Origin of the sequence: Stenotrophomonas pavanii (assembly GCF_900101175.1) — a bacterium.
Lineage (GTDB): Bacteria > Pseudomonadota > Gammaproteobacteria > Xanthomonadales > Xanthomonadaceae > Stenotrophomonas > Stenotrophomonas pavanii.
Genome location: NZ_FNFQ01000012.1, coordinates 80,358 through 104,355, shown reverse-complemented (window position 1 = coordinate 104,355; position 23,998 = coordinate 80,358). Strand labels below are relative to the sequence as shown.

General features: G+C 65.9%; 15 protein-coding genes. 1 reads left to right on the top strand and 14 read right to left on the bottom strand.

Annotation, left to right across the window (positions count from 1 at the left end; genetic code table 11):
- Nucleotides 1-31 precede the first annotated feature (31 nt).
- From BLS66_RS18015 to gmk, 14 genes are all read right to left on the bottom strand, one after another.
- Nucleotides 32-4,474 (bottom strand): ESPR-type extended signal peptide-containing protein, encoded by a 4,443-nt coding sequence (locus BLS66_RS18015; protein WP_074726466.1) that lies wholly within the window; start codon nucleotides 4,472-4,474, stop codon nucleotides 32-34.
- 62 nt (nucleotides 4,475-4,536) lie between these two features.
- Nucleotides 4,537-5,247, bottom strand: coding sequence for a pilus assembly protein (locus BLS66_RS18010; RefSeq protein WP_074726465.1), 711 nt, complete (start codon nucleotides 5,245-5,247; stop codon nucleotides 4,537-4,539).
- 18 nt (nucleotides 5,248-5,265) lie between these two features.
- Nucleotides 5,266-6,411, bottom strand: coding sequence for a CfaE/CblD family pilus tip adhesin (locus BLS66_RS18005; RefSeq protein WP_074726464.1), 1,146 nt, complete (start codon nucleotides 6,409-6,411; stop codon nucleotides 5,266-5,268).
- Nucleotides 6,408-9,134 carry a TcfC E-set like domain-containing protein gene (locus BLS66_RS18000; RefSeq protein WP_074726463.1) on the bottom strand — a complete coding sequence of 909 codons (2,727 nt, stop codon included), beginning with the start codon at nucleotides 9,132-9,134 and terminating at the stop codon, nucleotides 6,408-6,410. Before BLS66_RS18000 ends, BLS66_RS18005 begins: the two co-directional genes overlap by 4 nt.
- Nucleotides 9,135-9,194: 60 nt before the next feature.
- Nucleotides 9,195-9,692 (bottom strand): CS1 type fimbrial major subunit, encoded by a 498-nt coding sequence (locus BLS66_RS17995; protein ID WP_049465713.1) that lies wholly within the window; start codon nucleotides 9,690-9,692, stop codon nucleotides 9,195-9,197.
- A gap of 459 nt (nucleotides 9,693-10,151) precedes the next feature.
- Nucleotides 10,152-11,216 carry a hypothetical protein gene (locus BLS66_RS17990; protein WP_074726462.1) on the bottom strand — a complete coding sequence of 355 codons (1,065 nt, stop codon included), beginning with the start codon at nucleotides 11,214-11,216 and terminating at the stop codon, nucleotides 10,152-10,154.
- A 205-nt stretch (nucleotides 11,217-11,421) separates the two neighbouring features.
- Nucleotides 11,422-12,699: a citrate synthase gene (locus BLS66_RS17985; protein WP_053461289.1), complete on the bottom strand. Its 1,278-nt coding sequence runs from the start codon at nucleotides 12,697-12,699 to the stop codon at nucleotides 11,422-11,424.
- Nucleotides 12,700-12,995: 296 nt separating this feature from the next.
- Complete coding sequence (locus tag BLS66_RS17980; protein ID WP_005410871.1) at nucleotides 12,996-13,238, bottom strand: type B 50S ribosomal protein L31; 243 nt, start codon at nucleotides 13,236-13,238, stop codon at nucleotides 12,996-12,998.
- An 88-nt stretch (nucleotides 13,239-13,326) separates the two neighbouring features.
- Nucleotides 13,327-14,265: a nucleoside hydrolase gene (locus BLS66_RS17975; protein WP_049465719.1), complete on the bottom strand. Its 939-nt coding sequence runs from the start codon at nucleotides 14,263-14,265 to the stop codon at nucleotides 13,327-13,329.
- A gap of 342 nt (nucleotides 14,266-14,607) precedes the next feature.
- Nucleotides 14,608-16,719, bottom strand: coding sequence for an ATP-dependent DNA helicase RecG (gene recG / locus BLS66_RS17970; RefSeq protein WP_074726461.1), 2,112 nt, complete (start codon nucleotides 16,717-16,719; stop codon nucleotides 14,608-14,610).
- Nucleotides 16,720-16,726: 7 nt separating this feature from the next.
- Complete coding sequence (locus BLS66_RS17965; protein WP_005410875.1) at nucleotides 16,727-17,113, bottom strand: RidA family protein; 387 nt, start codon at nucleotides 17,111-17,113, stop codon at nucleotides 16,727-16,729.
- A 181-nt stretch (nucleotides 17,114-17,294) separates the two neighbouring features.
- Complete coding sequence (locus BLS66_RS17960; RefSeq protein WP_005418955.1) at nucleotides 17,295-19,457, bottom strand: RelA/SpoT family protein; 2,163 nt, start codon at nucleotides 19,455-19,457, stop codon at nucleotides 17,295-17,297.
- Nucleotides 19,458-19,563: 106 nt separating this feature from the next.
- On the bottom strand, nucleotides 19,564-19,863 hold the full coding sequence (rpoZ, locus tag BLS66_RS17955; RefSeq protein WP_005410877.1) for a DNA-directed RNA polymerase subunit omega: 300 nt from the start codon (nucleotides 19,861-19,863) through the stop codon (nucleotides 19,564-19,566).
- Between the two features lie 110 nt (nucleotides 19,864-19,973).
- On the bottom strand, nucleotides 19,974-20,639 hold the full coding sequence (gene gmk / locus BLS66_RS17950) for a guanylate kinase (protein WP_049465727.1): 666 nt from the start codon (nucleotides 20,637-20,639) through the stop codon (nucleotides 19,974-19,976).
- 290 nt (nucleotides 20,640-20,929) lie between these two features.
- On the opposite strand from gmk, the gene fdnG reads away from it, so the two are divergent.
- Nucleotides 20,930-23,998, top strand: coding sequence for a formate dehydrogenase-N subunit alpha (fdnG, locus tag BLS66_RS17940; RefSeq protein ID WP_143025192.1), 3,069 nt, complete (start codon nucleotides 20,930-20,932; stop codon nucleotides 23,996-23,998).

Sequence of the window (23,998 nt, the reverse complement as noted above, 5' to 3'; positions counted from 1 at the left end):
GAATACGCGCGTCACGCCGGAGCGTCATCGCTTACCAGCCGATGCCCACGCCGACGCCCATGCTGCGTTCGCCACTGTTGGTGAACGCACCATTGAGACTGAAAGTGGCCGAGCCCTTCTCGTTGAGCACGCGCTGGTAGCCCACTGCCATCGCCGACTCACCCTCGCTGTAACCCACGCCCGCACCCAGGCGGTTGTAGGTGGCCAGACCGGCGGTGTTCATCGCCATCGCACTCTGCGCGCTGCTCATTGCCGCCATGCGGTTGAAGCGCTTGTCCATCTTGTCCAGGCGACGTTCGAAGGTGCTGATCGCACCATCGGTGTACTCGTTGGCACGCGCCAGCATCTTTTCCAGATCGGCGGTGTCGACCTGTGGCTTGGGCGTGTCGTCCTGCTTCGACTTTGGCTGCGGGGCCGGCTTGTCGCCTTCGCCGGCCGAGGCGACCTGCGGCGAGCCGCCGGTCTCCGGCGTCGGCGCGATCTCTTCGGTGGATGGCGAAGCCGTGGACACTGCCGCGATGGCGCGGGACTGCGGTTGACCGTCGATGCGCTGCTCCAGCCCATCCATGCGGCCATTGAGCTGCTGCTGCATCGAATGCAGCTGGCCGCCATTGACCGCATCGCGGCTGCCGGCCGCGATCAGACCGTTGGCCACGTTGGAGATGACCATACCGTTCTCGCCGGCCAGGGTGAGCTGGTAGGTGCCGTCTGCGCGGACCGAGGGGGTGTCCTGGAACACGGAACGGAGCTGGGATTCGACGTGGTTTACGCGCGAGGTGGTGCTGACGACTGCGCCATCGAGCGCTTCCAATGCGCCGTTGAGGGTGGATTGGGACTGGCCCTGCACGTTGAAGCTGGGGCCAACGATGTTGCCGTTGGCATCGACTTCGCTGCCGAGTGCGGACAGTGCGCCGCGCAGCTGGCCGACGGTGGCGGCGTTGTGGTTTGCGGTACCGTTGGCGATGTTTACGAGGCGGCGCTTGATGCCAACACCGCCAAATGACGCAACCCCCGCCTCGGCTGCATAAGAGCTGGTTCCGAGCGCTATAGAACCATGGGCCCCGGGTTCGACTCTCGAACCAGCACCAAACGCTATGGCTCCGATTGCACCAGGCTCGCCGGCCCTACCAACCTCAGCTCCAGTTCCGACAGCAAAGCTGGACTCTGAGCCTTGGTAGACAGTGGACGCCCGTCCGATGGCAATTGAGTTTTTGCCCATTGCCTCGGCGAACGTTCCAATTGCCGTGCCACCCTCAATGCCCGTCTTTGCCAAGTTTCCAATGGCGAGACCAACCGGACCAGCCTGAGCACTGCCATGCTCAGGAGCCGTACCCACACTAACGTACTGGCTGATTCCTTCCATGGCCGAAACCCGACTGTTGGTCTCATAGAGCTGACTACCGCGCACAACATCCGAGCTATCAGCCGACAGCCTCGCCCCGGCCACGCCAGTCAAACGCGCACCACCGTAGTCGATGACGCTCGCATCCAATCCACGCATTGTCTGCGCGCCCACCTCTCGCTCCTTGCGCATCGTCTCCAGATCATTCCGATTCTGCGAAATCTTCTGCTCGGCGGCGTACAACTGACTGCCCGTTACGGCATCACGGCTTCCTGGCGCCACTCGACCGTCAGCCAGATTGGTCAGCACCATGCCATTCACGCCATTCAGCGAGATCTGGTTCACACCGTCGGCACGAGCCGAAGGTGAATCCTGAAAGATCAAACTCAGCTGGCCTTCCACCTTGTCCGCGCGGCGGCCTGCAGTGATGACGGCGCCATCGAGTGCCATCAGCGCATCCTCGACGGTGTTCTGCGTGCCGCTCTGCACTGAAAAAGTAGGAGCGATGATGTTGCCGCTGGCATCCATGCCTGCGCCGCCACCGAGGGTGGTGAGGGAGTCCTTGAGCTGGGAGACGGTGGTGGCATTGTGGTCGGCGGTGCCTCGGGCGATGTTTACAAGGCGGCGCTGCATGCCAACACCGCCAAATGATGCAACTCCTTCTTCGTCTGCTAGTGAGCCATTTCCAAGTGCCAGCGAGCCCTGAGCTCCGCCTTCAACGCTTGCACTAGCACCAATCGCCACGCCTCCATACGCACCGCCAGCGCCTCCGCCGACCTGGGCACCTGCTCCCATTGCGAATCCATTCTCCGAATCCTCAGAAACGGCTGCCCCACGACCAATTGAGGTGGAGTTCTTCGCCATCGCCTCCGCAAACGTGCCTATCGCGGTTCCTCCATCCAGCCCTGTCTTGGCAGAATTTCCGACCGCGACACCTGCCACACCGGCTTGTGCACGCTCACTGAAGGGGGCTGATCCGATACTTACGAACTGCGCGACGCCCTCAAGTTCTGAGACGCGCGAATTGGTTGAATACAGCTGCTTCCCAGACACAGCTTCGGCACTGCTGGCGCTCAACAGCCCATCCGCCACCCCGCTGATCTTCCGGTTGGCATTGGCGCTGTTGCGCACGTCCAACGTCGTACCGCTGTTCTTCTCACCAAGGCGCATATTGCCAGACGCGGACACCTGCGCTACCAGCCCGCCCAGCGCCACTGTTGCGTCCAACGCATTGGCCGCATCCATCTTCGCCACGGAAGCGTCTTCGCCCGCAGACCTGGCCACGCCCTCCACCGTGGTCACCTTGTCATTGGTGGCACTGAGCTGCCTACCGTTGACGGCCTCGTAGCTGCTGGCGCTGACCAAGCCATCGGCCACGCCGGTCAGCTTACGGTTCGCATTCGCGCTATTGCGCACATCCAGCACCGTGCCGCTGTTCTTCTCACCCAGGCGGACATTGCCTGTGGCAGACACTTGCCCCACAAGGCCACCCAGTACCGTCGTTGCGGTCAACGCCTTGCTGGCTTCATCCTTTGCCGTATCGGCTGCCGTCTGCGCCGCCTTCGCCGTGCGGTCCACCTCGCCCACCTGGACATTGGTGTCAAACAGCTGCTTGCCAGTGACGCCCTCGGTACTGGTGGCGCTCAGCACCCCATCCTTCATCCCGCTGATCGTCCGCTTCACAGAGTCACTACCGATCGATACCTGATCATTCGCGGTAGTAACCGAAAGCACACCCAGAGCCACCGAACGCGAATGATTGGCCTTGGTGGATGCACCGAGCGCCATGGAGCTCGCCCCCCCTGCAGCAGATGCCTGGTAGCCGATCGCAATCTGGTACGCGGTCGGGCCGGTGCTCGCCGATGCGCCGATCGCGATGCCGTAGTTGGAGGAGGTCGCCTCGATCTTCGCGCCGGAGCCGATGGCAATCGAGCCGATTGCATTGGCCTTGGCGTTGTATCCATGCGCGCTCGCGCCCGAGCCACTGGCAAGCGCGTTCAGGCCTGAGGCAAGCGCACCCGTTCCCGATGCCTGGGCGCGCTGCGAGGAGGTCACGGTCGAGCCACTGGCGGTCAGGTAGCCTGCCGCGTTGGCTGCGGACATCGCGTTCTCAGCCGTGCTCTTGGCCGTGTTCGCCGTGCTCTGCGCCGTGCTTGCGTTTGCCTTGGCCGTGTCTGCCGCAGTCTGCGCCCTGCTGGTGTCCTGCTTGGCCCAGTACAGCTGACTGCCGGTGACGGCATCGGAACTGGAGCCGGTCAATCGAGCATCCTGCACGTTCACCACGCGTCGCTTGATGCTGCTGCTACCCACCGAGACAGCGTTGGACTCATTGCCAACCGAACCTGCACCGATCGCCACCGCGCCTGAACTGGTCGCACTGGCCTGATAACCAAGGGCCAATGCGTTGTAGGACGCACGCGCCTGGTTGCCCATCGCGATGGCACCTGAATAGCCCGATGTTCCGGCGAAGGCATCGGCCCCCACCGCAATCGCGCCCTTGCCACTGCCGGTGTTCGCGCGCGAACCACTGCCGACCGCGATGTTGTTGCCGCCGTTGGCATGCGCGTCGTTGCCAAACGCGGTGGCGCCATAACCACCTGACGCCCGCGAGAGCGCGCCAACGGCAGTGCCGTGTGAGACATCCACGGTTACAGCGTCCCCCATCGCGACGCTGTTGTTGCCATACAGGCGGATGCCGTTGCCATAGGCTGCCGACTGGTTGCCTTCGACGATGGTTCGGGAGCCCAGGCCAATGGTCCGGTTACCCATCATGCGCAGGTCGCTGTATACGGTGTCACTCACCATGGCGAGCTGATAGACGATGCCCTGGGGCGCCATTCCGCCAGACGACGCGACATTGGAGCGGGCTGGGTTCCCCATCGGCAGCATCATTTGCCAGGCGTTGTGGAACAGTTCGGAATCTGCCCAGCGCTGCTGCAGTTCCTCTGCCTCCAGCGCCGCGCCGTGTTCAGTGGCTGCCACGCTCGTCGTCGCCAGGCAAAGCAATGCGAGCGCCCCTGATGAGCTGCGTGCCGCCGCGCGCGCACGTCCCTTGGTGCGACGGGTCAACTCACTGCCCACCACCCAGCAACGCTTGGCGGCACTCCAGATACGACGATAGATGTGGTTCATGCTCTCTCTCCTTAACAGGACATCGAAAGTGAGGCCCTGCACATGACGCAGGGCCAGAACGTTCAGGCGCTCGGCGCCAGGGTGGTTGTGTGTTCGCGGTAGCCGTCCTTGGACAGGCGGTAGTGCAGCTGCACGGTGCTGTCCGGTTGAGGCTGGAACGGCAGCTTCAGCGCCGCGTCGGGGTACAGGCTCCTGGCAAAGTCGTGGGACGTACAGGCACCGTTGGCGTTGCACTCAGCCAACCCTGTAATGCCGACCCGCAAGGTCCCCACGTTGCGCAGGATGTCGCCCTGCAGTTGTAGATCCACACTGCCGTTGGTGGGCAACACGTTCACCAACGCGCCCCAGACCAGGCTGACCCCGACGTTGGCCTGCGCCGCCTGCTCGTCGCCTTCGAGAAGCGTTCCATCCGGGCCCCTGACGCTCTCGAAGTAGACGCGGTAGGCCACCTCTTTCTCGACCGTCTGCAGCGGGATGACCCGGATCAGGCGATTGCCACCACCACTGAGGGCGAACTTTCCAGGCGTGATGGCAACCGCGGCATCGGCCGCCTCGACTTCGATCTCTTCCTCACCAGCCTGCGCCGGATTCGTGATGCGCAGCAGGCGCGCCTGCACGTACTGCGGCTGGGTGGAGTGCGAGTAGACGCGGATCTGCGTACCGCGTTTTGTATCGACGGCCGCGCGCATCGGATGAATGGAGAGGTTGGCATGTGCCGCCGGCGGGGCCAGCAGCGCGCTCAACGGCAACAGACAGAACAGCAGCTTCTTCATGATGAGGCTCCGTGAGGATCAGGGTTTGGCAGTAGGAACGCGTAGCTCTACCGTCAGCTCGCCGTCGTAGAGACCGGGCCGCTTGCTAGCGATGGGCGTAGGCGGCGTTTCCAGTACCAGCGGCGTGAGCACGCAGTACACGGGCTGGCTGATGCCTGGCATCATCACCAGCCGCAGCTGCGCGCTGTCGATGCCGCGCAGCAGCTGTTCCTCGCCGTGTTTCATGGCCAGCAGGTTTCCGCCGTACTTCAGGCCGACCTGGTAGTCGAGGCGCTGGGTGTCATCGCTGCCACCATCCCCGTGCCAGACCGCGTAGTCACGGCCTGGTGGTGGTCGTGGACCGCTGTCGCGCACGGTGACACCGAGGAACTCGCTCTGCGAGCCCACGCCGTCGTACAGGCACATGTCCACTTCCTTGTAACCGCCGACCACCTTGCGGATGGGGTCGTAGCGCAGGTCCATGTTGACCAGCGGTGCGATGCCGTCGAAGCCGGGGAAGTAGATCGAGATCGCGTCGTAGTCGGTGACGGTGAAATCGAAGTTGAATGTGGCGGTGGCGACGGGTGCCGCGGTTGGATCGGCTTTGATGTTCAGGCGCATCGTGGCCTTCCAGTGGCCTGCAACGAGACGCGAAATCTCGCGTTGGGGCAGGATCATCTCGACGCCGGTTCCAAGCGGCTGATCTGCCCCGCTCCCTATGCCACAGGTGAACCAGAATGATCCGTTCAGAATGCGCTTGTCACTGTCCCAGAGATCGCTAGCGCAGCGATAGCCCGACATAGCCCGCTGCAGGCTTCCCACCGCACGAATCTCTGTTTGCAGGCCAGTTCTCAGATCAACGAGACGCAACGCAATCTCTGTTGTTCCCCCTGACATGCTCGGCTCACTTTCCGTCGGGCACCGCCCAAACTCACTATCAGAAGCAGACCCACAAACCACATGGATCTGCCCATACTTGAACGCGAGGTCGTGACTGAACCCCAGCACAGTCCGCGGCGCCCACAGCTCCACATCACCCGGCACCGCCGAGCGATCCCAGCTCATCACGATGTCCCTGCTCTGGTCCGTCGGATGCGTCTCCGGCGGCCACTGCGCCCACGCCCGTGGCATCACCAGCACCAGCGCACATACCAGCATCAACACAAACAACCAACGCCGGCTCATCGCGTACCTCCTGCAGCAGCGGTCTGGGGTGTGGCGGCAATCAACGCGCGTTCCTGCAGCAGGCGGGTCACGCGGGCCTGCTGGCGGATCTCGGGCGGCAGCTGGGCCACGGCCAGCGGCTCGCAGTGCACGGCGCCGACCAGCAGCACCACCTGGCGGCGCTCGCGCACCTGCAACGGGCAATGCAGCAGGCGGTCGTCCTGCAGCAGGTACAGCGTTGTTTCGCGACGCGGGAAATCGGCAACGAAGCTGCCGTTGGCGCTGGTGCCGGGCACCGGCGCGTTGAGGATGCGGGCGCCGCCCAGCGGCGACCCCGCCAGGTCCTTGGCATTGCCGATGAAGGTGTAGGTCACTTCGATCGGCACCGGCATGCGCATCAGCTTGCCGGGCGTGAGGAACATCGGCCGTGCGCCGCCCACACCGGTCACGCGGATCGCGGCAATGCTGTCCAGCGTGCTGGCGTCCTGTACTTCGGCGCGATGCGACTGGTACGACGACAGCGGCAGCAGCCGGCGCTCGCCGATCTGCAGACGCTGTCGGCGCGACCCACTCACCTGCAGTTCTGCGGCCACGCCATGCAGGTCGGCATCGTCGAAACCGTCTACCTGCACGGCCAGGCCGGCCTCCGCGCCGTTGGCACCGCTCCAGTAGAAACCGCGGCGGCCCAGTGCGAAGCCCGAGCTGTGGCTGCCGCTGTAGCCGGTCTCGCCACGCCCGCGCTGCTGATAGTGCGCGATGCTGGCGGTGGTGTTGCCGATGCCGTTCTGCAGCTGGCCACTCAGCGAGGCGCTGTAGCGGTCATTGTTGTTGGCACGCAGTTCGGTATTCAGCTCGCGATAGTGCGTATCCCGCTCCTGGCGCAGGCTCTGGCCCACGCTGTAATCGATGGCCGGGCGCTGATGCTGGGGCTGGCGTACATTCACGGCGTAGCGGCGCTGGCCACTGCTGTCATGGTTGCGCTGCAGGCGGGTCAGGCTGAGGTTGAAGTAGATGCCACGGTCACGCTCGTTGCTGCCGCGCACGCTGTCGGCACTGCGTTGCTGCCACAGGCCCACGCGCGTGGACACGCTGAAGTCCTGCCAGCGATGGCTGCGACTGAAGCTGGCCTGCCAGGTGCGGCTCAGCACCGGCTCGCGGCGCGGCTCCAGCGGGCCCGGCGGCAGCAATGGCTCCAGGCCGAAGAACGGGTCCTGCTCGAATCCGGGCTGATGCCAGCCGGTGCGCCAGGTCTGGCGCCGCGTATAGCCCACGTAGACATTGCCACCGGCCACCGGCAGCGACATCGAGCCGCTGAGTGAGTTGGTGCAGCCCAGCTGGTCGCGTGCATCGGCCTCGAACTGGCAGGCCTTGCCGCGCATGCGCTGCTGGTAGAGATTCCACGACGCCTTGCGCCGGTACGACAGCTGGTGCTGCTGGCCGTTGCTGCCGTCGCTGCCCCGCATGCCGCTGAGCGTGGCGCGCATCTCATGGGTGGCCAGCACGTGGCGCAGGTCCAGGCGCAGCTCACCGTAGCTGTGTCCGCCAAGGTTGGCGACACCGGCGGTAAGCGCGGCGTCGCGGCCCAGCGGCACGCGCAGGCCGGCCATCGCCACGCGTTCGCCGTCGAAGCGGTCGCTGCGGCGCTCGTTGCGGCGGCCGCCCTGCACGAACCACTGCCACTGGCTGTTGGTCCAGTCGCCGCCCTTGTCGAACGGCGCCTCCTCGGTGCGCACCAGCACACCGTCCTCGTAGACGCGCATGCGCACCAGGTAGTTGCCGAACGGGAAATTGCGCGTGTCGATCTGGTTGATGCCCGCTTGCAGGTAGAACGTCTGCAGCAGCCGCTCGCCATCGAACACATCGACGCGTGCGTCGCGCGCCAGCAGCACCGTCAGCGGCGTGGCCTGCACGGCGGCATCGGTGTCCACATAGGCCTGGGTGGTGCCCACGCGCGCGCCCTGGAAACGGTCCAGCGGCAGCATGCTGAAACTGAAGGTGCCGCCCTGCGGGCTGGACAGGTTGCGGCGGTCCATGCGCCCGGCCTGCAGGTAGTGCGCCTGGCCCAGGTCATGGCGGTAATAGACGTTGTCGAACTGGAAGTCGTCGTCGCTTCGGCTGCGGTAGCGCTGCTGGGTGTAGTACCAGTCGGCGGACAGGTGAGCGCGATCAAACAGTCCCAGCGTGCCTACGCCGCGCGCGGACAGCGCCTGATGGTCGCGGCCGCCGCTGACGTTGAGCGTCTGCTGGTGCAGGAAGGCGTTTTCGGCGTTGGCCGTGACCGTGTGGTAACGCTCGGCGGCCGGCTCTCCGGGAATCCACTGCCGCGCCACGAACAGGCGCACCGCGCCCTCGCCTTCGTCGTACAGCGCGCGCGCCGCAGTGGGGTCTTCGGGTGGATCGAGGTAGCCACAACCCGCCGTGGCGCCGCCAAAGCGGCACGCCAGGTGGCTGTTGCGCGGCAGCGGCTGCGACAACGCCGGCAGCAGCGCCGCCTGTGCTTCGGCCGGCAGGTCCAGGGCCTGCAGCACGCGCGCCGGCTCTTCCAGCTGCACGTGCTCCAAAGTCACGCGCACCGGCGACAGCCCGGCCGAGCGGCCGAACAGCTGGATGTCGAGTTGTTCGGTCTGGCCTTCGACCAGATCCTCAAAGCCGGCGGGGACGCCGCGGGCTGCGGCCAGGGGAGCAGCCAGTGCCAGGGCGAGCGCGACCGCCAGCCGGGTAACGGCGGGGGCGTGTGGGGTCATTGGGGGTACCGCTGCAGTAGCGGCCGGCCCGGAGTGCGGGCCGGCGCGGGAAGCCGTGGATCAGGGCTTCTGGTTCATGACGATGTAGACCATGCCTTCGTAACGGCCGTTGACCGTAAGCGGGCCGCCGGTACCGGCCTGGGCGATGGTCAGCGGCATCGAGATGGACGCACCCGGGGTCGAGCTGGCGCCGTTGAACAGGTCAGCCGCCTTGAACTCGGTGACCGCAGTGGTCAGCGCATCGGTATTCAGGCTGACGGCCAGCGGCACGCGCGTGGCGCCATTGATCAGGACCGGATCGTGGCCAAGGCGCACCTCGATGTCCGCGGTTTCGTCATTGGAATGGATGCGCACCTGCTGCGTCGACGGCAGCAGGCCGCGCAGCGGATCGTGGGTCAGCTGCACGGTGTCCGGCAGCGGGGTGCCGTCATCGCGCAGCAGCGCCAGCGTCGGGTCGACGTCGGCGTAGACGGTGATCTTGGTTTCCAGCGCGTGCGCGGACAGCGAAGCAGTAGCCAGCGCTGCAGCGAGCGCGGCCTTCTTGATAATGGCGTGCATGGTTGTCTCTCTCGGACAAGGGGGAATATGAAAGCTCCCCTCCCCAAGGAGAAAAGGGAGGGAAGCGCCGCCCGCGGGGATGGGTGCGGGCGACGGAGAGAATGTTAGGAATCCATTGCCATGCAGGCCATTCAAGCATTCCTAAAACGTTGAACGTTAAGGAGAATTCTTGAAAGTGCTCAACGTTTGAGAGTTATGCAACTTTCCTCAGTGATTGAATGCAAGAAACCTCATTGCATGGCATTTGTAGAGTCGAGCATGGCTCGACTCTACCGTGGGCATCCACGCAGGGCGTGGATCCGCTGGATGGCATCAGGCCGCCTTTCGGCGGCCTGATGACACGGCGCGGTGGCGCGCGATCAGAAGAAGATCGCGTACAGGATCAGCAGCGGAATCGGCACGCCCAGCAACCAGAGCAGAATCATCTTCATGGCAGGTCTCCTTGCATGGAAAGGTGGATTACAGGTCGCGGCGGCGGCCGCCCCAGGTGGCGCTGAGGCTGGCGAAGAACGCGCCGATCAGCAGGGTGATGAACAGCCACAACGCGGCGTAGGCGGTCGCCTTCCGCGCATCGTCGGCAGCCTGCTTGGCGGTGTTCTTGGCCTTCTCCAGCGCTGCACGCATGCGCGTCTGCACATCGGTCACGCGGGCCTGCGCTTCAGCCGGGCTCATCCCGGTCTCGCGCGCGATCAGCTGTGACAGGTACTGGGTATCGGCCGGATCCAGGCCCTCCCCGTGCAGGCTGTTGACGATGATGCGGTTCACTTCGGCGCGTACTTCGCGGCGGTCGCCGATCGGACCGTTGCCCGGCAGCGGTCGCGGCGGTGGGGCCACGCGCGCGTCGCGTGGACCGGCGCCCGGTGCCGGCGGCGGCGCGGCATTCGGGTCCATCGGCGCGCCCGGCGGCGGCGCTGCAGGATCGGCCGGCCCTGCGTGGGTCGTGCTGCGGAACAGCGAATCCACCCAATAGTCGAGGTCACCTTCCGGTGCAGCCGTCGCAGCGCCGCTGGCACCGGCTGCAGCCACGCCGACCGTGGACGCAGCGGCCCCGGCGGTGGCGCCGGCCACCTTTGCCCCCGTACCCAGCACGCCACCGATGGCCGACGTCAGCAGGCCCGCGGTCAGCAGCGTGGCCACCGCCCACGACACGAAGCCGTGCGCGGTGTCGCGGAAGTAGGTTTCGTCGCCGTGGATCTGCGTCCACTTGGTACGCAGGCGACCCGCCAGATAACCCCCGAGGCCGGAGGCGGCCAGTGCCGTGAAGGTGAGCCAAGCGATGCTGGACCAGCCGAAGGTTTCCTTGCTGACGCCTTCGAACGACCAGGGCGACACCGACGACAGCCCCAGGCCCACGCCGAGGATCAACAGGATGAGGGAAAGTGCGGCGGCGGCGGCGGCGCCAGCGAAGATTGCCCCCCACGACACCGCACTTTCGCTGGCGGGCGGAACAATGGGGGCGGCGACGACGGTGGTCACCTCGGGGCCGAGCGGGCCGCGCTCGGGTGGATCGAATCGGGTACTCATGCAGTGGATGCTCCGGATCAGGGGCTGCGGATGCAGCGGGCGCCCTGAGGCTGCGCGAGCGCTTGTGAAGCTGGCGAGACCCTTGAATCACGCGCTCTTGTCGCAGTGGAGAGCGTGCCAACCCAGGTTGGCACCCACCCGCGCGGCGGCAAAAAAAAACGCCCCGCAGATGCGGGGCGCTTCCGGCACAACCTACGCGGGGCGATCAGCCCTGGTAGTCGCGCACGTCGCTGCCGGTGTAGACCTGGCGCGGACGGCCGATCTTCATTTCCGGATCAACCTGCTGTTCCAGCCAATGCGACACCCAGCCGGAGGTACGGCCCAGGGCGAACATGACGGTGAACATTTCGGTCGGGATCTGCAGCGCCTTGTAGATGATGCCGCTGTAGAAATCGACGTTCGGGTACAGCTTGCGCGCGACGAAGTACTCGTCCTGCAGCGCAGCCTGTTCCAGCTTCACGGCCACGTCCAGCAGCGGATCCTGCACGCCCAGCTGCTTGAGCACCTTGCTGGTCATCTCGCCGATGACCTTGGCGCGCGGATCGAAGTTCTTGTACACGCGGTGGCCGAAGCCCATCAGGCGGAAGCCGGAGGTCTTGTCCTTGGCCTTGACCACGGCGGACTCGACGTTGTCGGCGGTGCCGATCTCTTCCAGCATCTTCAGCACGGCTTCGTTGGCACCACCGTGGGCCGGACCCCACAGCGCGGTGACACCCGCGGCAACCGACGCGTACGGGTTGGCACCGGTCGAACCGACCAGGCGCACGGTCGAGGTCGAGGCGTTCTGCTCGTGGTCGGCGTGCAGGATGAACAGCAGGTCCAGCGCCTTGACCACGTCCGGGTTCAGATCGTACTGGCCATCAGCCGACTCGAAGGTCTGCTTCAGGAAGCGGCTGACGTAGTCCAGCGAGGTGTCCGGCTTGTTGGCCGGCAGGCCCTTGCCATGGCGGTAGATCAGCGCCGACAGGGTCGGCACCTTGGCGATCAGGCGCACTGCGGCCTGGCGGCGCTGTTCGGCGTCGGACAGGTCCAGCGAGTCGTGGTAGATGGCCGACAGCTGCGCGATCGCAGCAGCCAGGATGGCCATCGGGTGGGCGTCCTTGGCGAAGCTACCGATCAGGGTGTTGATCGAGTCGTCGACATTGGCTTCGGCAGTCAGCTCATCGGTGAAGGCCTTCAGCTGCTCGGCGCTCGGGCGCTCGCCGTTGATCAGCAGGTAGGCCACTTCGACGTAGCTCGACTTTTCCGACAGCTGCTCGATCGGGTAGCCGCGATACAGCAGCACGCCCTTGTCGCCGTCGATGTAAGTGATGGCGGACTTGCAGCTGGCCGTCGCGGTGAAGCCGGAATCGTAGGTGAAGAACCCCGTTTCCTTGGTCAGCTTCGCGATGTCGACGCAGTCGTTGCCAAGGGTGGGTTTGATGACGGGCAGAACGACGGACTTATCGCCGGCGTTGAGCGTGACCTGATCAAGATCGGACACTGTGTGCGCTCCTTCATGGGAAGGCGCCTGCCCAAGCGCGTTGGTCAGGCACGTGAATGACGTCCTCGGCCTGTGCCGGGGATCATGCCATTATCGCACAGCAGCATTTGCCCGGCGCTAGACAGAAGTCGTAGACGGCAGGCGGCCAGAACCCGGCCAGCAAGCGGCCCGGATCGGCAAAAGCGTTGTCACACGAACGCAGTGTTCTGTCCATCCAAACGCCCGTTGGGTTGGCGTTGGGGAAAAACAAACGGCCGCGCAGAGCGCGGCCGTCGGTTCGAAGCTGGATCGACAGATCAGCGCGCGTAGCGCTTCTGGAACTTGTCGATACGGCCCGAGGTGTCGATGACCTTGTGCTTGCCCGTGTAGAACGGGTGCGAAGCCGAGGAAATTTCAACCTTGACCAGCGGGTATTCGTTGCCGTCTTCCCACTGGATGGTTTCCTTCGTCGCCATGGTGGAGCGGGTCAGGATCTTGAAATCGGAGGTGACGTCATGGAAGACGACGTCGCGGTAGTTCGGATGGATATCGGCCTTCATGGGCTCACACCGTAAATGGGCTGGTGGTCAAGAGCGGCATTATAAGCACCGGTTGCCGCTCGGGGCAACCGGTGCCGGGCAACGGACGTCAGTCCGCGCCCAGGGCCTGGCGCACCAGGGCCTCGAAACGCCCCTGGTCGTAGGCCATCAGCAGATCGCAGTTGTCCGGCTGGCCGGTCTGGCGGTTCCAGTCGACGATGGTGGCGCCGCGGCTGAACGTGCCGTTCAGCTCAACGTTCAGCGGACGCGACTCGACCCGCAGCTGCCCTTCCGGGTTCAGTGCCCAGGCCATGGCCACCGCGTCGGCGGTGTACCAGCGCCCGCCCTTGCTGTCCTCGGACAGGCCACGGGTCTTGCGCGAGATCAGCTCGTAGAAGCGGGCGCGATCGGAATCGGCCTGCAGCCATTTCTCGGCTTCTTCCAGCGGCAGGCCGTGGGCAACAGTGGCCTCCCAGTCCGACACCAGCAGGTGCTTGAACGCGGTGAACACCACGTGCGCAGCTTCCGGATCGAAGGCGATGTTGAATTCGGCCGCCGGAGTGATGTTGCCGTGGCAGGTGACCGCGCCGCCCATCACCACGATGCGCTTGATGCGCTGGGGCAGGGTCGGGTCCAGCTTCAGCGCCAGTGCCAGGTTGGTCAGCGGGCCCAGCATCACCAGCATCAGTTCGCCGGCATGCACGTGTGACAGGCGCAGGATCGCCAGTGCGGCGTGCTCGGCTTCGGCCTGGCGGCTGGGCGGCGGCAGGTCCACGTCGCCATAGCCATCACGGCCATGCACGTGGGCAGCATCAACGGAAGGATGCAGCAGCGGATCCGGGCTGCCGGCAAACACCGGCACGTCGGTGCGGCCGACGATGTCGCAGAGCTTGAGGGCGTTGCGGACCGTGTACTGCAGGCCGACATTGCCGGCGGCGATGGTCAGGGCGACCACGTCATGCCGCTCATCGGCAAAGGCCATCAGCAGGGCCAGGGCGTCGTCCACACCGGGATCGGTGTCGATCAACAGGGGGATCTTGTGGGTCATCGTTGCCGTCTTCAGATCGGCAACGAAGTGTGGACCGGGATGATGACCGTTGCAAGTATGGGGGGCGGCAGGGCTGCGCCCTGCACCCGCGGTAGTGCCGGCCGCTGGCCGGCAACTTCAACAGCAACGTCAAAAACGGGTTTCCCGCGGATGGCGGGGAAGAGCTCTCTGTAGAGTCGAGCCATGCTCGACTCCCGCGCGCAGCGCGCACAGCGCGCACAGCGCGCACAGCAGCCGAGCGTGGGCTCGGCTCTACAGTAGATCCACGCCGTGCGTGGATGAGCGTGCCGGAAATGGGGTCAGAGGCCATTGCTGCGCAAAGGGCTCTGACCCCCGGGGTGCTTACGCCGAGGCGTAGCGCACGGCGGTGCCGATCCATCGCTGCACCACCCGATCGGCCAGTGCAGGCTGCTGATCCAGCAGGCGCTCGGCCAGTGCGTGCACGCCGGGCAGCAGCCCGGCGTCGCGGGCCAGGTCGGCGATGCGGAAACCGGCCAGGCCGGTCTGGCGGGTGCCCAGAAGTTCGCCGGGGCCGCGCAGTTCCAGATCCTTCTCGGCGATGACGAATCCATCGTTGGTTTCGCGCATGGTCTGCAGGCGCTCGCGCGCCATCTGCGAAAGCGGAGCCTGGTACAGCAGCACGCAGCGCGACACCGCCGAACCACGGCCGACGCGCCCGCGCAGCTGGTGCAGCTGGGCCAGGCCGAGGCGCTCGGCGTTCTCGATCACCATCAGCGAGGCATTCGGTACGTCCACACCCACTTCGATGACCGTGGTCGCGACCAGCAGGTCGATCTCGCCGGCCTTGAAGGCCACCATCGTCGCCAGCTTCTCGGCCGCTTTCAGCCGCCCGTGCACCAGCCCCACGCGCACGCCGGGCAGCAGTGCCTGCAGCGATTCATAGGTGGCCTGCGCCGGAGTGGCATCCAGCTCTTCGCTTTCCTCGATCAGTGTGCACACCCAGTAGACCTGCCGCCCTTCCTCGCAGGCCAGCGCGATGCGCTCGATCAGTTCCGGGCGGCGGTCATTGTTGAGGGCGACGGTCTGTACCGGCGTGCGGCCCGGCGGCAGCTCGTCGATGGCCGACACATCCAGGTCCGCGTATTCGGACATCGCCAGCGTGCGCGGAATCGGCGTGGCGGTCATCACCAGCTGGTGCGGCACGCTGTTGCCACCCGCGCCCTTGTCGCGCAGCGCCAAGCGCTGGTGCACGCCGAAGCGGTGCTGCTCGTCGACGATGGCCAAGGCCAGATCCTGGAACACCACCGCCTCCTGCATCAGCGCGTGGGTACCCACCACCACCTGCGCTTCGCCGCTGGCGACCTGCGCCATCACCTTGGCGCGTGCCTTGCCGGTGACCTTGCCGGCCAGCCAGGCGATGCGCACGCCCAGCGGCTCCAGCCAGCCGCGCAGGTTGTTGAGGTGCTGCTCGGCCAGCAGTTCGGTGGGTGCGGCCAACGCAACCTGCTTGCCCTGCTCCACCGCCAGCATCGCGGCCAGCGCAGCGACCACGGTCTTGCCGGAACCCACATCGCCCTGCACCAGGCGCAGCATCGGGCTGGGGCGCGCGAGGTCTTCGCGGATCTGCTTGAACACGCGCGCCTGCGCACCGGTCAGGGCGAACGGCAGCTGCTTCAGCAGTGCCTTGGCCAGCTTGCCGGGGCCCGCCAGCGGCGGCGCGTGGTGTGCCTGCAGTGCAATGCGCTGGCGACGCAGGCTGAGGTGGTGGGCCAGCAGTTCTTCCATCGCCAGGCGGCGCTGCGCCGGGTGCGTGCCGGCGGCCAGCGCGGCCAGGTCGGCATCCGGTGGTGGCCGGTGCACGGTCAACAGCGCGCTGCGCAGCGACGGCAGGCCGAGGCCATCGAGCCAGCCGCCGGGCAACAGTTCCAGCGCGCTTTCCTCGGGCAGGCGGTCCAGCGCCTGGCCGATCAGCTTGCGCATGGTCATCGGGCCGACGCCTTCGACGGTGGGGTACACCGGGTCGAGGCGGTCGCCGAGTTCAGGATCGTCGTTGCGCCCCAGCACCTGGTAACTGGGATGGACGATCTCCAGGCCGAGGTGGCCGGGCTTGGGCGTGCCGAAGCAGCGCAGCCGGTTGCCGACCGCGAACTGGCCGACCTGCTGTTGGCGGAAATGGAAGAAGCGCAGCACCAGGGTGCCCTGCCCTTCGTCTTCCACCGCCACTTTCAGCATCGGCCGGTAGCGCATGCCGCGCTCTACCGCGACCACCCGCCCTTCCACCTGGGCCGGCACGCCGTTGCGCAGGTCTTCGATGCGGGTCAGCCGGGTCCGGTCTTCATAGCGCAGGGGCAGGTGAAGCCAGAGATCCTGCAGGGTGGCCAGGCCACGCGCCTGCAGTTTGGCGGCCACGGCCGGACCGACGCCGGCGAGCATCGCCAGGGATGCTTCGCCGGACGGTGACAGGACCGGAGTGACCGCCGCCTTGCGTGCCACGTGGCGGTCAGTCGATGACCATCACCGCATCGACCTCGAAGTTGGCGCCCTTCGGCAGGCCGGACACTTCGATGGTGGAACGGGCCGGGTACGGGGCCTGGAAGTAGTCCTGCATGACCGCGTTGACCTTGGCGAACTCGCCCAGGTCGGTCAGGTACAGGCCCAGGCGCACGACCTTGTCCAGCGAGCCGCCAGCGGCCTCGGCCACGGCCTTGAGGTTGTCGAAGGCGCGACGGGCCTGCGCTTCGACGTCACCGGCGCCGACGATGTCGCCGGTGGCCGGGTCGAGCGGGATCTGGCCGGAGAAATACACGGTGTTGCCGGCGCGCACGGCCTGCGAGTACGGGCCGATGGCGGCGGGGGCCTTTTCGGTGTTGATGATCTGGCGGGACATGGGTCGCTCCGGTGCTTTGGGGGAAAACAGAGCGGTGATTGTACCGGCTGGGGGTGCATCCACGCATGGCGCGGATCCACCGCGCCGCTTCGGTAGTGCCGGCCGCTGGCCGGCAATCGCGACGCCGTCGAGGATCCATGGGTTGCCGGCCAGCGGCCGGCACTACCGGTCCGCGCAGGGCCTACTGGCGGCGTACCGACTGCACGACCGACAGGCGGCGCAGGCGGCGCATCACTTCGGCCAGGTGGTTGCGGTCGCGCACCTGGATGTTGAACGCCAGCACGGCGGCGTTGAAATCGCGGTCCAGGTAGTCCACGCGCTCGATGTTGGAGTGGCTCTGCGCGATGGCAGCGGCCAGCTGCGCCAGCACGCCGGTGCCGTTCTCCACTTCCACCACCAGCGAGGTGTCGTAGTCGCCGGAGACGGTGGTGTCCCAGCCGATCGGCACCCAGCGCTCGGGCGACTTGCGCAGTTCGGCCAGGTTCGGGCAGTCCATCCGGTGCACCACGATGCCCTTGCCGGCGGTGTGGTAGCCCATGATCTCGTCGCCGGGAATCGGCTGGCAGCAGCCGGCGAAGGTGACCACGCCGCGCTCGCTGCCGTTGATCAGGATCTTCTCCTGCGAATGGTGGCGCGAATGCGGGCCGCCACGCAGTTCGGCGTAGGCCATCAGCGCCTGCGCGGCCTGGGTCGGCATCCAGTTGCCCAGCGCGACCTCGGCCAGCAGCGCCTCCAGGCGCGGGAAACGGTGCTCTGCCAGGAACGCATCCAGGCGCCCCTTCGGCAGCCGCTCCAGCGACGAATCCATCGCTTCCAGCGCACGGTCGAGCATGCGGTGGCCGAGCTGCACGGCATCTTCGTGTTCCAGCTGCTTGAGCTGGTGGCGGATGGCGGTGCGTGCCTTGCTGGTGACCACGAATTCCAGCCACTGCGGTTTCGGCGTGGCCGAGCGTGCGGTGATGATCTCCACCGACTGGCCCGACACCAGCTTGGTGCGCAGTGGCACCAGTTTCTTGTCCACGCGCGAGGCCACCGCCATGTTGCCGACGTCGGTGTGCACCGCGTAGGCGAAATCGAGCGCGGTGGAATTGCGCGGCAGGGCCAGGATCTTGCCCTTCGGGGTGAACAGGTAGACCTCGTCCGGGAACAGGTCGACCTTGACGTTGTCGAGGAATTCCAGCGAGGAACCGGCGGCGCGCTGCGAGTCGATCAGCTCGACGATCCAGGCGTGGGCGCGGCTCTGCGCGCTGTTGGGCGAATCACCACCGAACTTGTAGGTCCAGTGCGCGGCCACGCCGCGCTCGGCGATCAGGTCCATTTCCTCGGTACGGATCTGCACTTCGATCGGCGAGCCATACGGCCCGAACAGCACCGTGTGCAGCGACTGGTAACCGTTGGCCTTGGGAATGGCGATGAAATCGCGGAAGCGGCCATCCAGCGGCTTGAAGGTGGCGTGCACCGAGCCCAGCGCGTGGTAACAGCTGGGCACGCTGCGCACGACCAGGCGGAAGCCGAACACATCCATCACCTGGTCGAAGGATTTGTTCTCGTCGCGCATCTTGTTGTAGATGCTCCACGGGGTCTTGATGCGGCTGATCAGCCGATGCTCGATCCCCTCCTTGGCCAGGCGCTGCGACAGCTGCACTTCCACCTGTGCCATCGCTTCGCGACGCACCACCGGCTGGCTGCGGATGTGTTTTTCGATGATGGCGTGGCGCCACGGGTAGAGCGCCTTGAACCCCAGGTTCTGCAGCTCGCTCTTGACCAGGCTCATGCCCAGGCGCTGGGCGATCGGCGCGTAGATCTCCAGCGTCTCGCGGGCGATGCGGCCGCGCGCTTCGCGGCTCTGCGCACCCAGCGTACGCATGTTGTGCAGGCGGTCGGCCAGCTTGATCATGATCACGCGCAGGTCGCGCGACATCGCCAGCAGCATCTTGCGGAAGCTCTCGGCGGCCGCTTCCTGGCGGTCGCGGAACTTCAGCTTGTCCAGCTTGGTGACGCCGTCGACCAGTTCGGCCACGGCTTCGCCGAACTCGGCGGCCAGCGCCTCGCGCGTCAGCGGGGTGTCTTCGATGGTGTCGTGCAGGATCGCAGCGATCAGCGCTTCCACGTCCAGGCCGAGCTCGGCCAGCACCTGGGCCACGGCCACCGGGTGGGTGATGTAGGGCTCGCCCGACTTGCGCGTCTGCCCAGCGTGCGCGGAGGCTCCGACTTCCCAGGCACGGCGCAACAGCGGCAGCTGTTCCGGCGGCAGGTAGTGGGCGGCGCGTTCGAGCTGGAGGACGTAGTCGGGTACGGCGGCAGTGGGGGCTGCGGCGACCTTGGCAGTGGGGCCTGGGTTCATGCCCGCAGCCTATTCCAGCGCGACGTTTACGGCAAATCCTGAATGCGAAACAGCCCGCACGGGGCGGGCTGTTCGGTGTATCCAACGATTACGTTGATCGATGCGATCAATCGTCGTTCTTGGACATGTCTTCGTCGGCCACCACTTCGGCGGCGGCCCACTCCAGCGCTTCGCGCTCGGCGCGCTCACGCTCGGCCTTCTCGACTTCGTCGATCAGCGCGTTGTCGATCTTGCGGGCGGCGATTTCGCGCAGCGCCAGCACGGTCGGCTTGTCCTCGGTCTCGCTGTTGTCCAGCGTGGCCTGCACGCCGTTGGCGAGCTGGCGGGCACGCTTGGATGCCATCATGACCAGTTCGAAACGGTTGTTAACGACTTCCAGGCAATCTTCTACGGTGATGCGGGCCATACGGGCTCCCGGCGACCGGTCGGCCGCTCAGTCGAATGAGGGAAAGGGGACGGAGTGTACTGGCAGGGGCTGGACAAAATCAAGCCAACCCCCCATCGATTCTTTTGGAATCAGTCAGTTGCACCCGGATCGGGGGTCAGCAGGGCCTGGATCAGGGCGGCGTGGCGCACCTTCTGGGCCTCCCGGCGCAGGCGGCTGGCAGTGAAGATGGCGCACAGCTCGTCCACGGCAGTGTCGAACACCTCGTTGACGATGACGTAGTCGAACTCGTTGAAGTGCAGCATTTCATCGCGGGCTGCGCCCAGCCGCTGGGCTATGACCGCCTCGCTGTCCTGGCCGCGCTTGCGCATGCGGTCCTGCAACGCCTGCTTGGACGGCGGCAGGATGAACACGGTGACCGTGCCCGGCACCAGCTGCCGCACCTGCTGGGCGCCCTGCCAATCGATCTCCAGCAGCACGTCCTGGCCAGCGGCCAGCTGCGGCTCCACCGACTGCCGGGCCGTGCCCTTCCAGTCGCCGTGCACCCAGGCGTGTTCGAAGAAGTCGCCGGCGGCGATCATCTGCTCGAACTTCTCGGCACTGACGAAGTGGTAGTGCTGGCCGTTCACCTCACCCGGGCGCATCGCGCGCGAGGTGAAGGAAATCGACAGGGCGATCTGCGGGTCACGCGCCAGGGTGGCGTTGACGATGCTGCTCTTGCCGGCGCCGGACGGGGCGGCCACGATGTACAGCGTGCCGCGCGCAACGGCGTCCGACGGCTTCGAAGGGGCGCTCATGCACGGCTCCCAACTGGTTGATTTCGCAAAATTTTTCCTCGATGTTCCAGGTCCGGCGCGGCGGATCGCGGCAGGACGGCGGGGGCTGCGCGGAACATCCTGGAACCAGGCCCGGCAGACGCTTCCCCGGGGGGCGGGCACGCAACTTTACCAGAGCAGGCCCTTTCCGGGCCCGTCCGGCAGGCGCCGCGCCTTGTGCCACATGGGCATGCGGGGGCCTGTGCTATAACCGGCCCGTACCCAACGACAGCCCGGAGGCCTGCGCCTCCCCGCCATCCCAGGAGAACGGCATGCCATCGATGAGCCGCCGCCAGTTCCTGAAAGTGACCGGGACAACCCTGGTCGGCTCCAGCCTGGCACTGATGGGCTTCGCGCCCGGCATCGCGCTCGCGGAGGTCCGGCAATACAAGCTGACCCGCGCGACCGAGACCCGCAACACCTGTACGTACTGTTCGGTGGCCTGCGGCATCCTGATGTACAGCCTCGGCGATGGCGCCAAGAACGCCGAACCGAGCATCTTCCATATCGAAGGCGACCCGGACCACCCGGTCAACCGCGGCACGCTGTGCCCGAAGGGTGCCGGCCTGGCCGACATCATCCACAGCAAGTCGCGCCTGCTCTACCCCGAGTACCGCGCGCCGGGCTCCAACGAGTGGAAGCGGCTGAGCTGGGACGATGCGCTGGACCGCATCGCGCGGCTGATGAAGGAAGACCGCGATGCCAACTTCGTGCAGAAGAACGAAGCCGGGCAGACGGTCAACCGCTGGCTGACCACCGGCATGCTGGCGGCCTCGGCCACCAGCAATGAAACCGCGGTGCTGACCCACAAGGTCGTCCGCTCCCTGGGCATGCTGGCATTCGACAACCAGGCACGTGTCTGACACGGCCCGACGGTGGCAGGTCTTGCCCCGACGCTAGGCCGTGGTGCGATGACGAACCACTGGGTCGACATCAAGAATGCCGACCTGATCCTGATCATGGGTGGCAATGCCGCCGAGGCACACCCGTGCGGGTTCAAATGGGTAACCGAGGCCAAGGCACACAACAAGGCCCGGCTGATCGTGGTCGATCCGCGCTTCAACCGCTCGGCGGCGGTGGCCGACGTGTACGCGCCGATCCGCACCGGTACCGACATCGTGTTCCTGGGCGGCCTGATCAACTACCTGCTGACCGAGGACCGCATCCAGCACGAGTACGTGCTGAACTACACCGACATGTCGTTCCTGGTGAAGGACGAATTCGCCTTCAAGGACGGCCTGTATTCGGGCTACAACGCAGAAAAGCGCAGCTACGACCGTTCCAGCTGGGACTACGCCTACGGTGACGACGGCTACGTACGCAGCGACCCGACGCTGAAGGACCCGCGCTGCGTCTACAACCTCCTCAAACAGCATTACGCGCGCTATACCGTGGAGATGGTCGAGCGCATCTGCGGCACGCCGGCCGACAGCATCCGCCAGATCTGGGACATGATCGCGTCCACCGCCGGCAAGGACAAGGCGATGACCATCCTGTACGCCCTGGGCTGGACGCAGCACTCGATCGGTGCGCAGAACGTGCGTGCCGGCACCATGGTGCAGCTGCTTTTGGGCAACATCGGCGTGGCCGGAGGCGGCATGAACGCGCTGCGCGGGCATTCCAACATCCAGGGCCTGACCGACATCGGCCTGATGTCCGACCTGTTGCCCGGCTACCTGACGCTGCCGAGGCAGGACGAGCAGGACTACGACGCCTACATCGCCAAGCGCACGCAGAAGCCGCTGCGCGCCAACCAGATGTCGTTCTGGCAGAACTACCCGAAGTTCCACGTCAGCCTGATGAAATCGTGGTGGGGCGACGCTGCCACCGCCGACAACAACTGGTGCTTCGATCACCTGCCCAAGCTCGACAAGCCGTACGACATGCTGCAGGCGTACGAGCTGATGAACGAAGGCAAGATCCACGGCTACATCTGCCAGGGCTTCAATCCGCTGGCCTCGGCACCGAACAAGGGCAAGCTGATCAGCGCGTTCTCCAAGCTGAAGTTCATGGTCAGCATGGACCCGCTGGAAACCGAGACCATCGCCTTCTGGCAGAACCACGGCGCGCTGAACGACGTCGATCCCAGCACGATCCAGACCGAGGTGTTCCGCCTGCCGACCACGTCCTTCGCCGAGGAGAACGGTGCGGTGGTGAACTCCTCGCGCTGGCTGCAGTGGCACTGGAAGGGCGCCAATCCGCCAGGCGAAGCGCGCAGCGACATCGAGATCATGTCCGAGCTGTTCCATCGCATCAAGGCGATGTACGAGAAGGACGGCGGTGCGTGGTGGGAGCCGGTGCGCGACCTGGCCTGGAACTATGCCAACCCTGAAGTGCCCACGCCCGAAGAGCTGGCGATGGAGTACAACGGCAAGGCGCTGACGGACGTGTTCGATCCGAAGGATCCGACCAGGCTGGTGCGCAAGGCCGGCGAGCAGCTGGCGACGTTCGGCGACCTGCGCGACGACGGCAGCACCGCGTCGGGGTGCTGGATCTACATCGGTGCCTGGGGCCCGACCGGCAACATGATGGCGCGCCGTGACAACAGTGACCCGACCGGCATCGGCAATACGCTGGGCTGGGCGTGGGCGTGGCCGGCCAACCGCCGCGTGATGTACAACCGCGCCTCGTGCGATGTCGCCGGTCGGCCATTCGATCCGCGCCGCACGCTGCTGGCCTGGAACGGGAAGAACTGGGGCAACGTGGATGTGCCGGACTTCAAGGCCGACGAAGATCCCGCTGGTGGCATGGGCCCGTTCATCATGAACCCGGAGGGCATCGCCCGCTTCTTCGCCAAGGCCGGCATGGCCGAAGGACCGTTCCCCGAGCATTACGAGCCGTTCGATACCCCGCTGCGCAGCAATCCGCTCAGCCCCGGCCAGGCATTGACGCTGAACAACCCGGCCGCACGCGTGTTCGCCAGTGACCGTGCCCAGATCGGTTCGCCGGATGAGTTCCCGCACGTGGCCACCACCTACCGCCTGACCGAGCATTTCCACTTCTGGACCAAGCACGGCAAGCTCAACGCCATCATCCAGCCCGAGCAGTTCGTCGAGATCGGCGCTGCCTTGGCCGACGAGCTGGGCATCAACAACGGCAGCCGGGTGCGGGTCAGTTCCAAGCGCGGGCACATCGAAGCGGTGGCCATGGTGACCAAGCGCATCAAGGCCCTGCAGATCGATGGCCGGACCGTGCACCAGGTGGGGGTGCCGATCCATTGGGGCTTCCTCGGTGCGGCCAAGCCCGGCTACATCGCCAATACGCTGACCAACGCCATCGGTGACGGCAACTCGCAGACGCCCGAATCGAAGTGCATCCTGGTCAAGGTCGAGAAGGTGTAG

Excerpts from the sequence above, each read along its gene's own strand:
- BLS66_RS18015 (WP_074726466.1), bottom strand. The coding sequence starts at position 4,474 with ATGAACCACATCTATCGTCGTATCTGGAGTGCCGCCAAGCGTTGCTGG.
- BLS66_RS18010 (WP_074726465.1), bottom strand. The coding sequence starts at position 5,247 with ATGAAGAAGCTGCTGTTCTGTCTGTTGCCGTTGAGCGCGCTGCTGGCC.
- BLS66_RS18005 (WP_074726464.1), bottom strand. The coding sequence starts at position 6,411 with ATGAGCCGGCGTTGGTTGTTTGTGTTGATGCTGGTATGTGCGCTGGTG.
- BLS66_RS18000 (WP_074726463.1), bottom strand. The coding sequence starts at position 9,134 with ATGACCCCACACGCCCCCGCCGTTACCCGGCTGGCGGTCGCGCTCGCC.
- BLS66_RS17995 (WP_049465713.1), bottom strand. The coding sequence starts at position 9,692 with ATGCACGCCATTATCAAGAAGGCCGCGCTCGCTGCAGCGCTGGCTACT.
- BLS66_RS17990 (WP_074726462.1), bottom strand. The coding sequence starts at position 11,216 with ATGAGTACCCGATTCGATCCACCCGAGCGCGGCCCGCTCGGCCCCGAG.
- BLS66_RS17980 (WP_005410871.1), bottom strand. The coding sequence starts at position 13,238 with ATGAAGGCCGATATCCATCCGAACTACCGCGACGTCGTCTTCCATGAC.
- BLS66_RS17975 (WP_049465719.1), bottom strand. The coding sequence starts at position 14,265 with ATGACCCACAAGATCCCCCTGTTGATCGACACCGATCCCGGTGTGGAC.
- BLS66_RS17965 (WP_005410875.1), bottom strand. The coding sequence starts at position 17,113 with ATGTCCCGCCAGATCATCAACACCGAAAAGGCCCCCGCCGCCATCGGC.
- BLS66_RS17960 (WP_005418955.1), bottom strand. The coding sequence starts at position 19,457 with ATGAACCCAGGCCCCACTGCCAAGGTCGCCGCAGCCCCCACTGCCGCC.
- rpoZ (WP_005410877.1), bottom strand. The coding sequence starts at position 19,863 with ATGGCCCGCATCACCGTAGAAGATTGCCTGGAAGTCGTTAACAACCGT.
- gmk (WP_049465727.1), bottom strand. The coding sequence starts at position 20,639 with ATGAGCGCCCCTTCGAAGCCGTCGGACGCCGTTGCGCGCGGCACGCTG.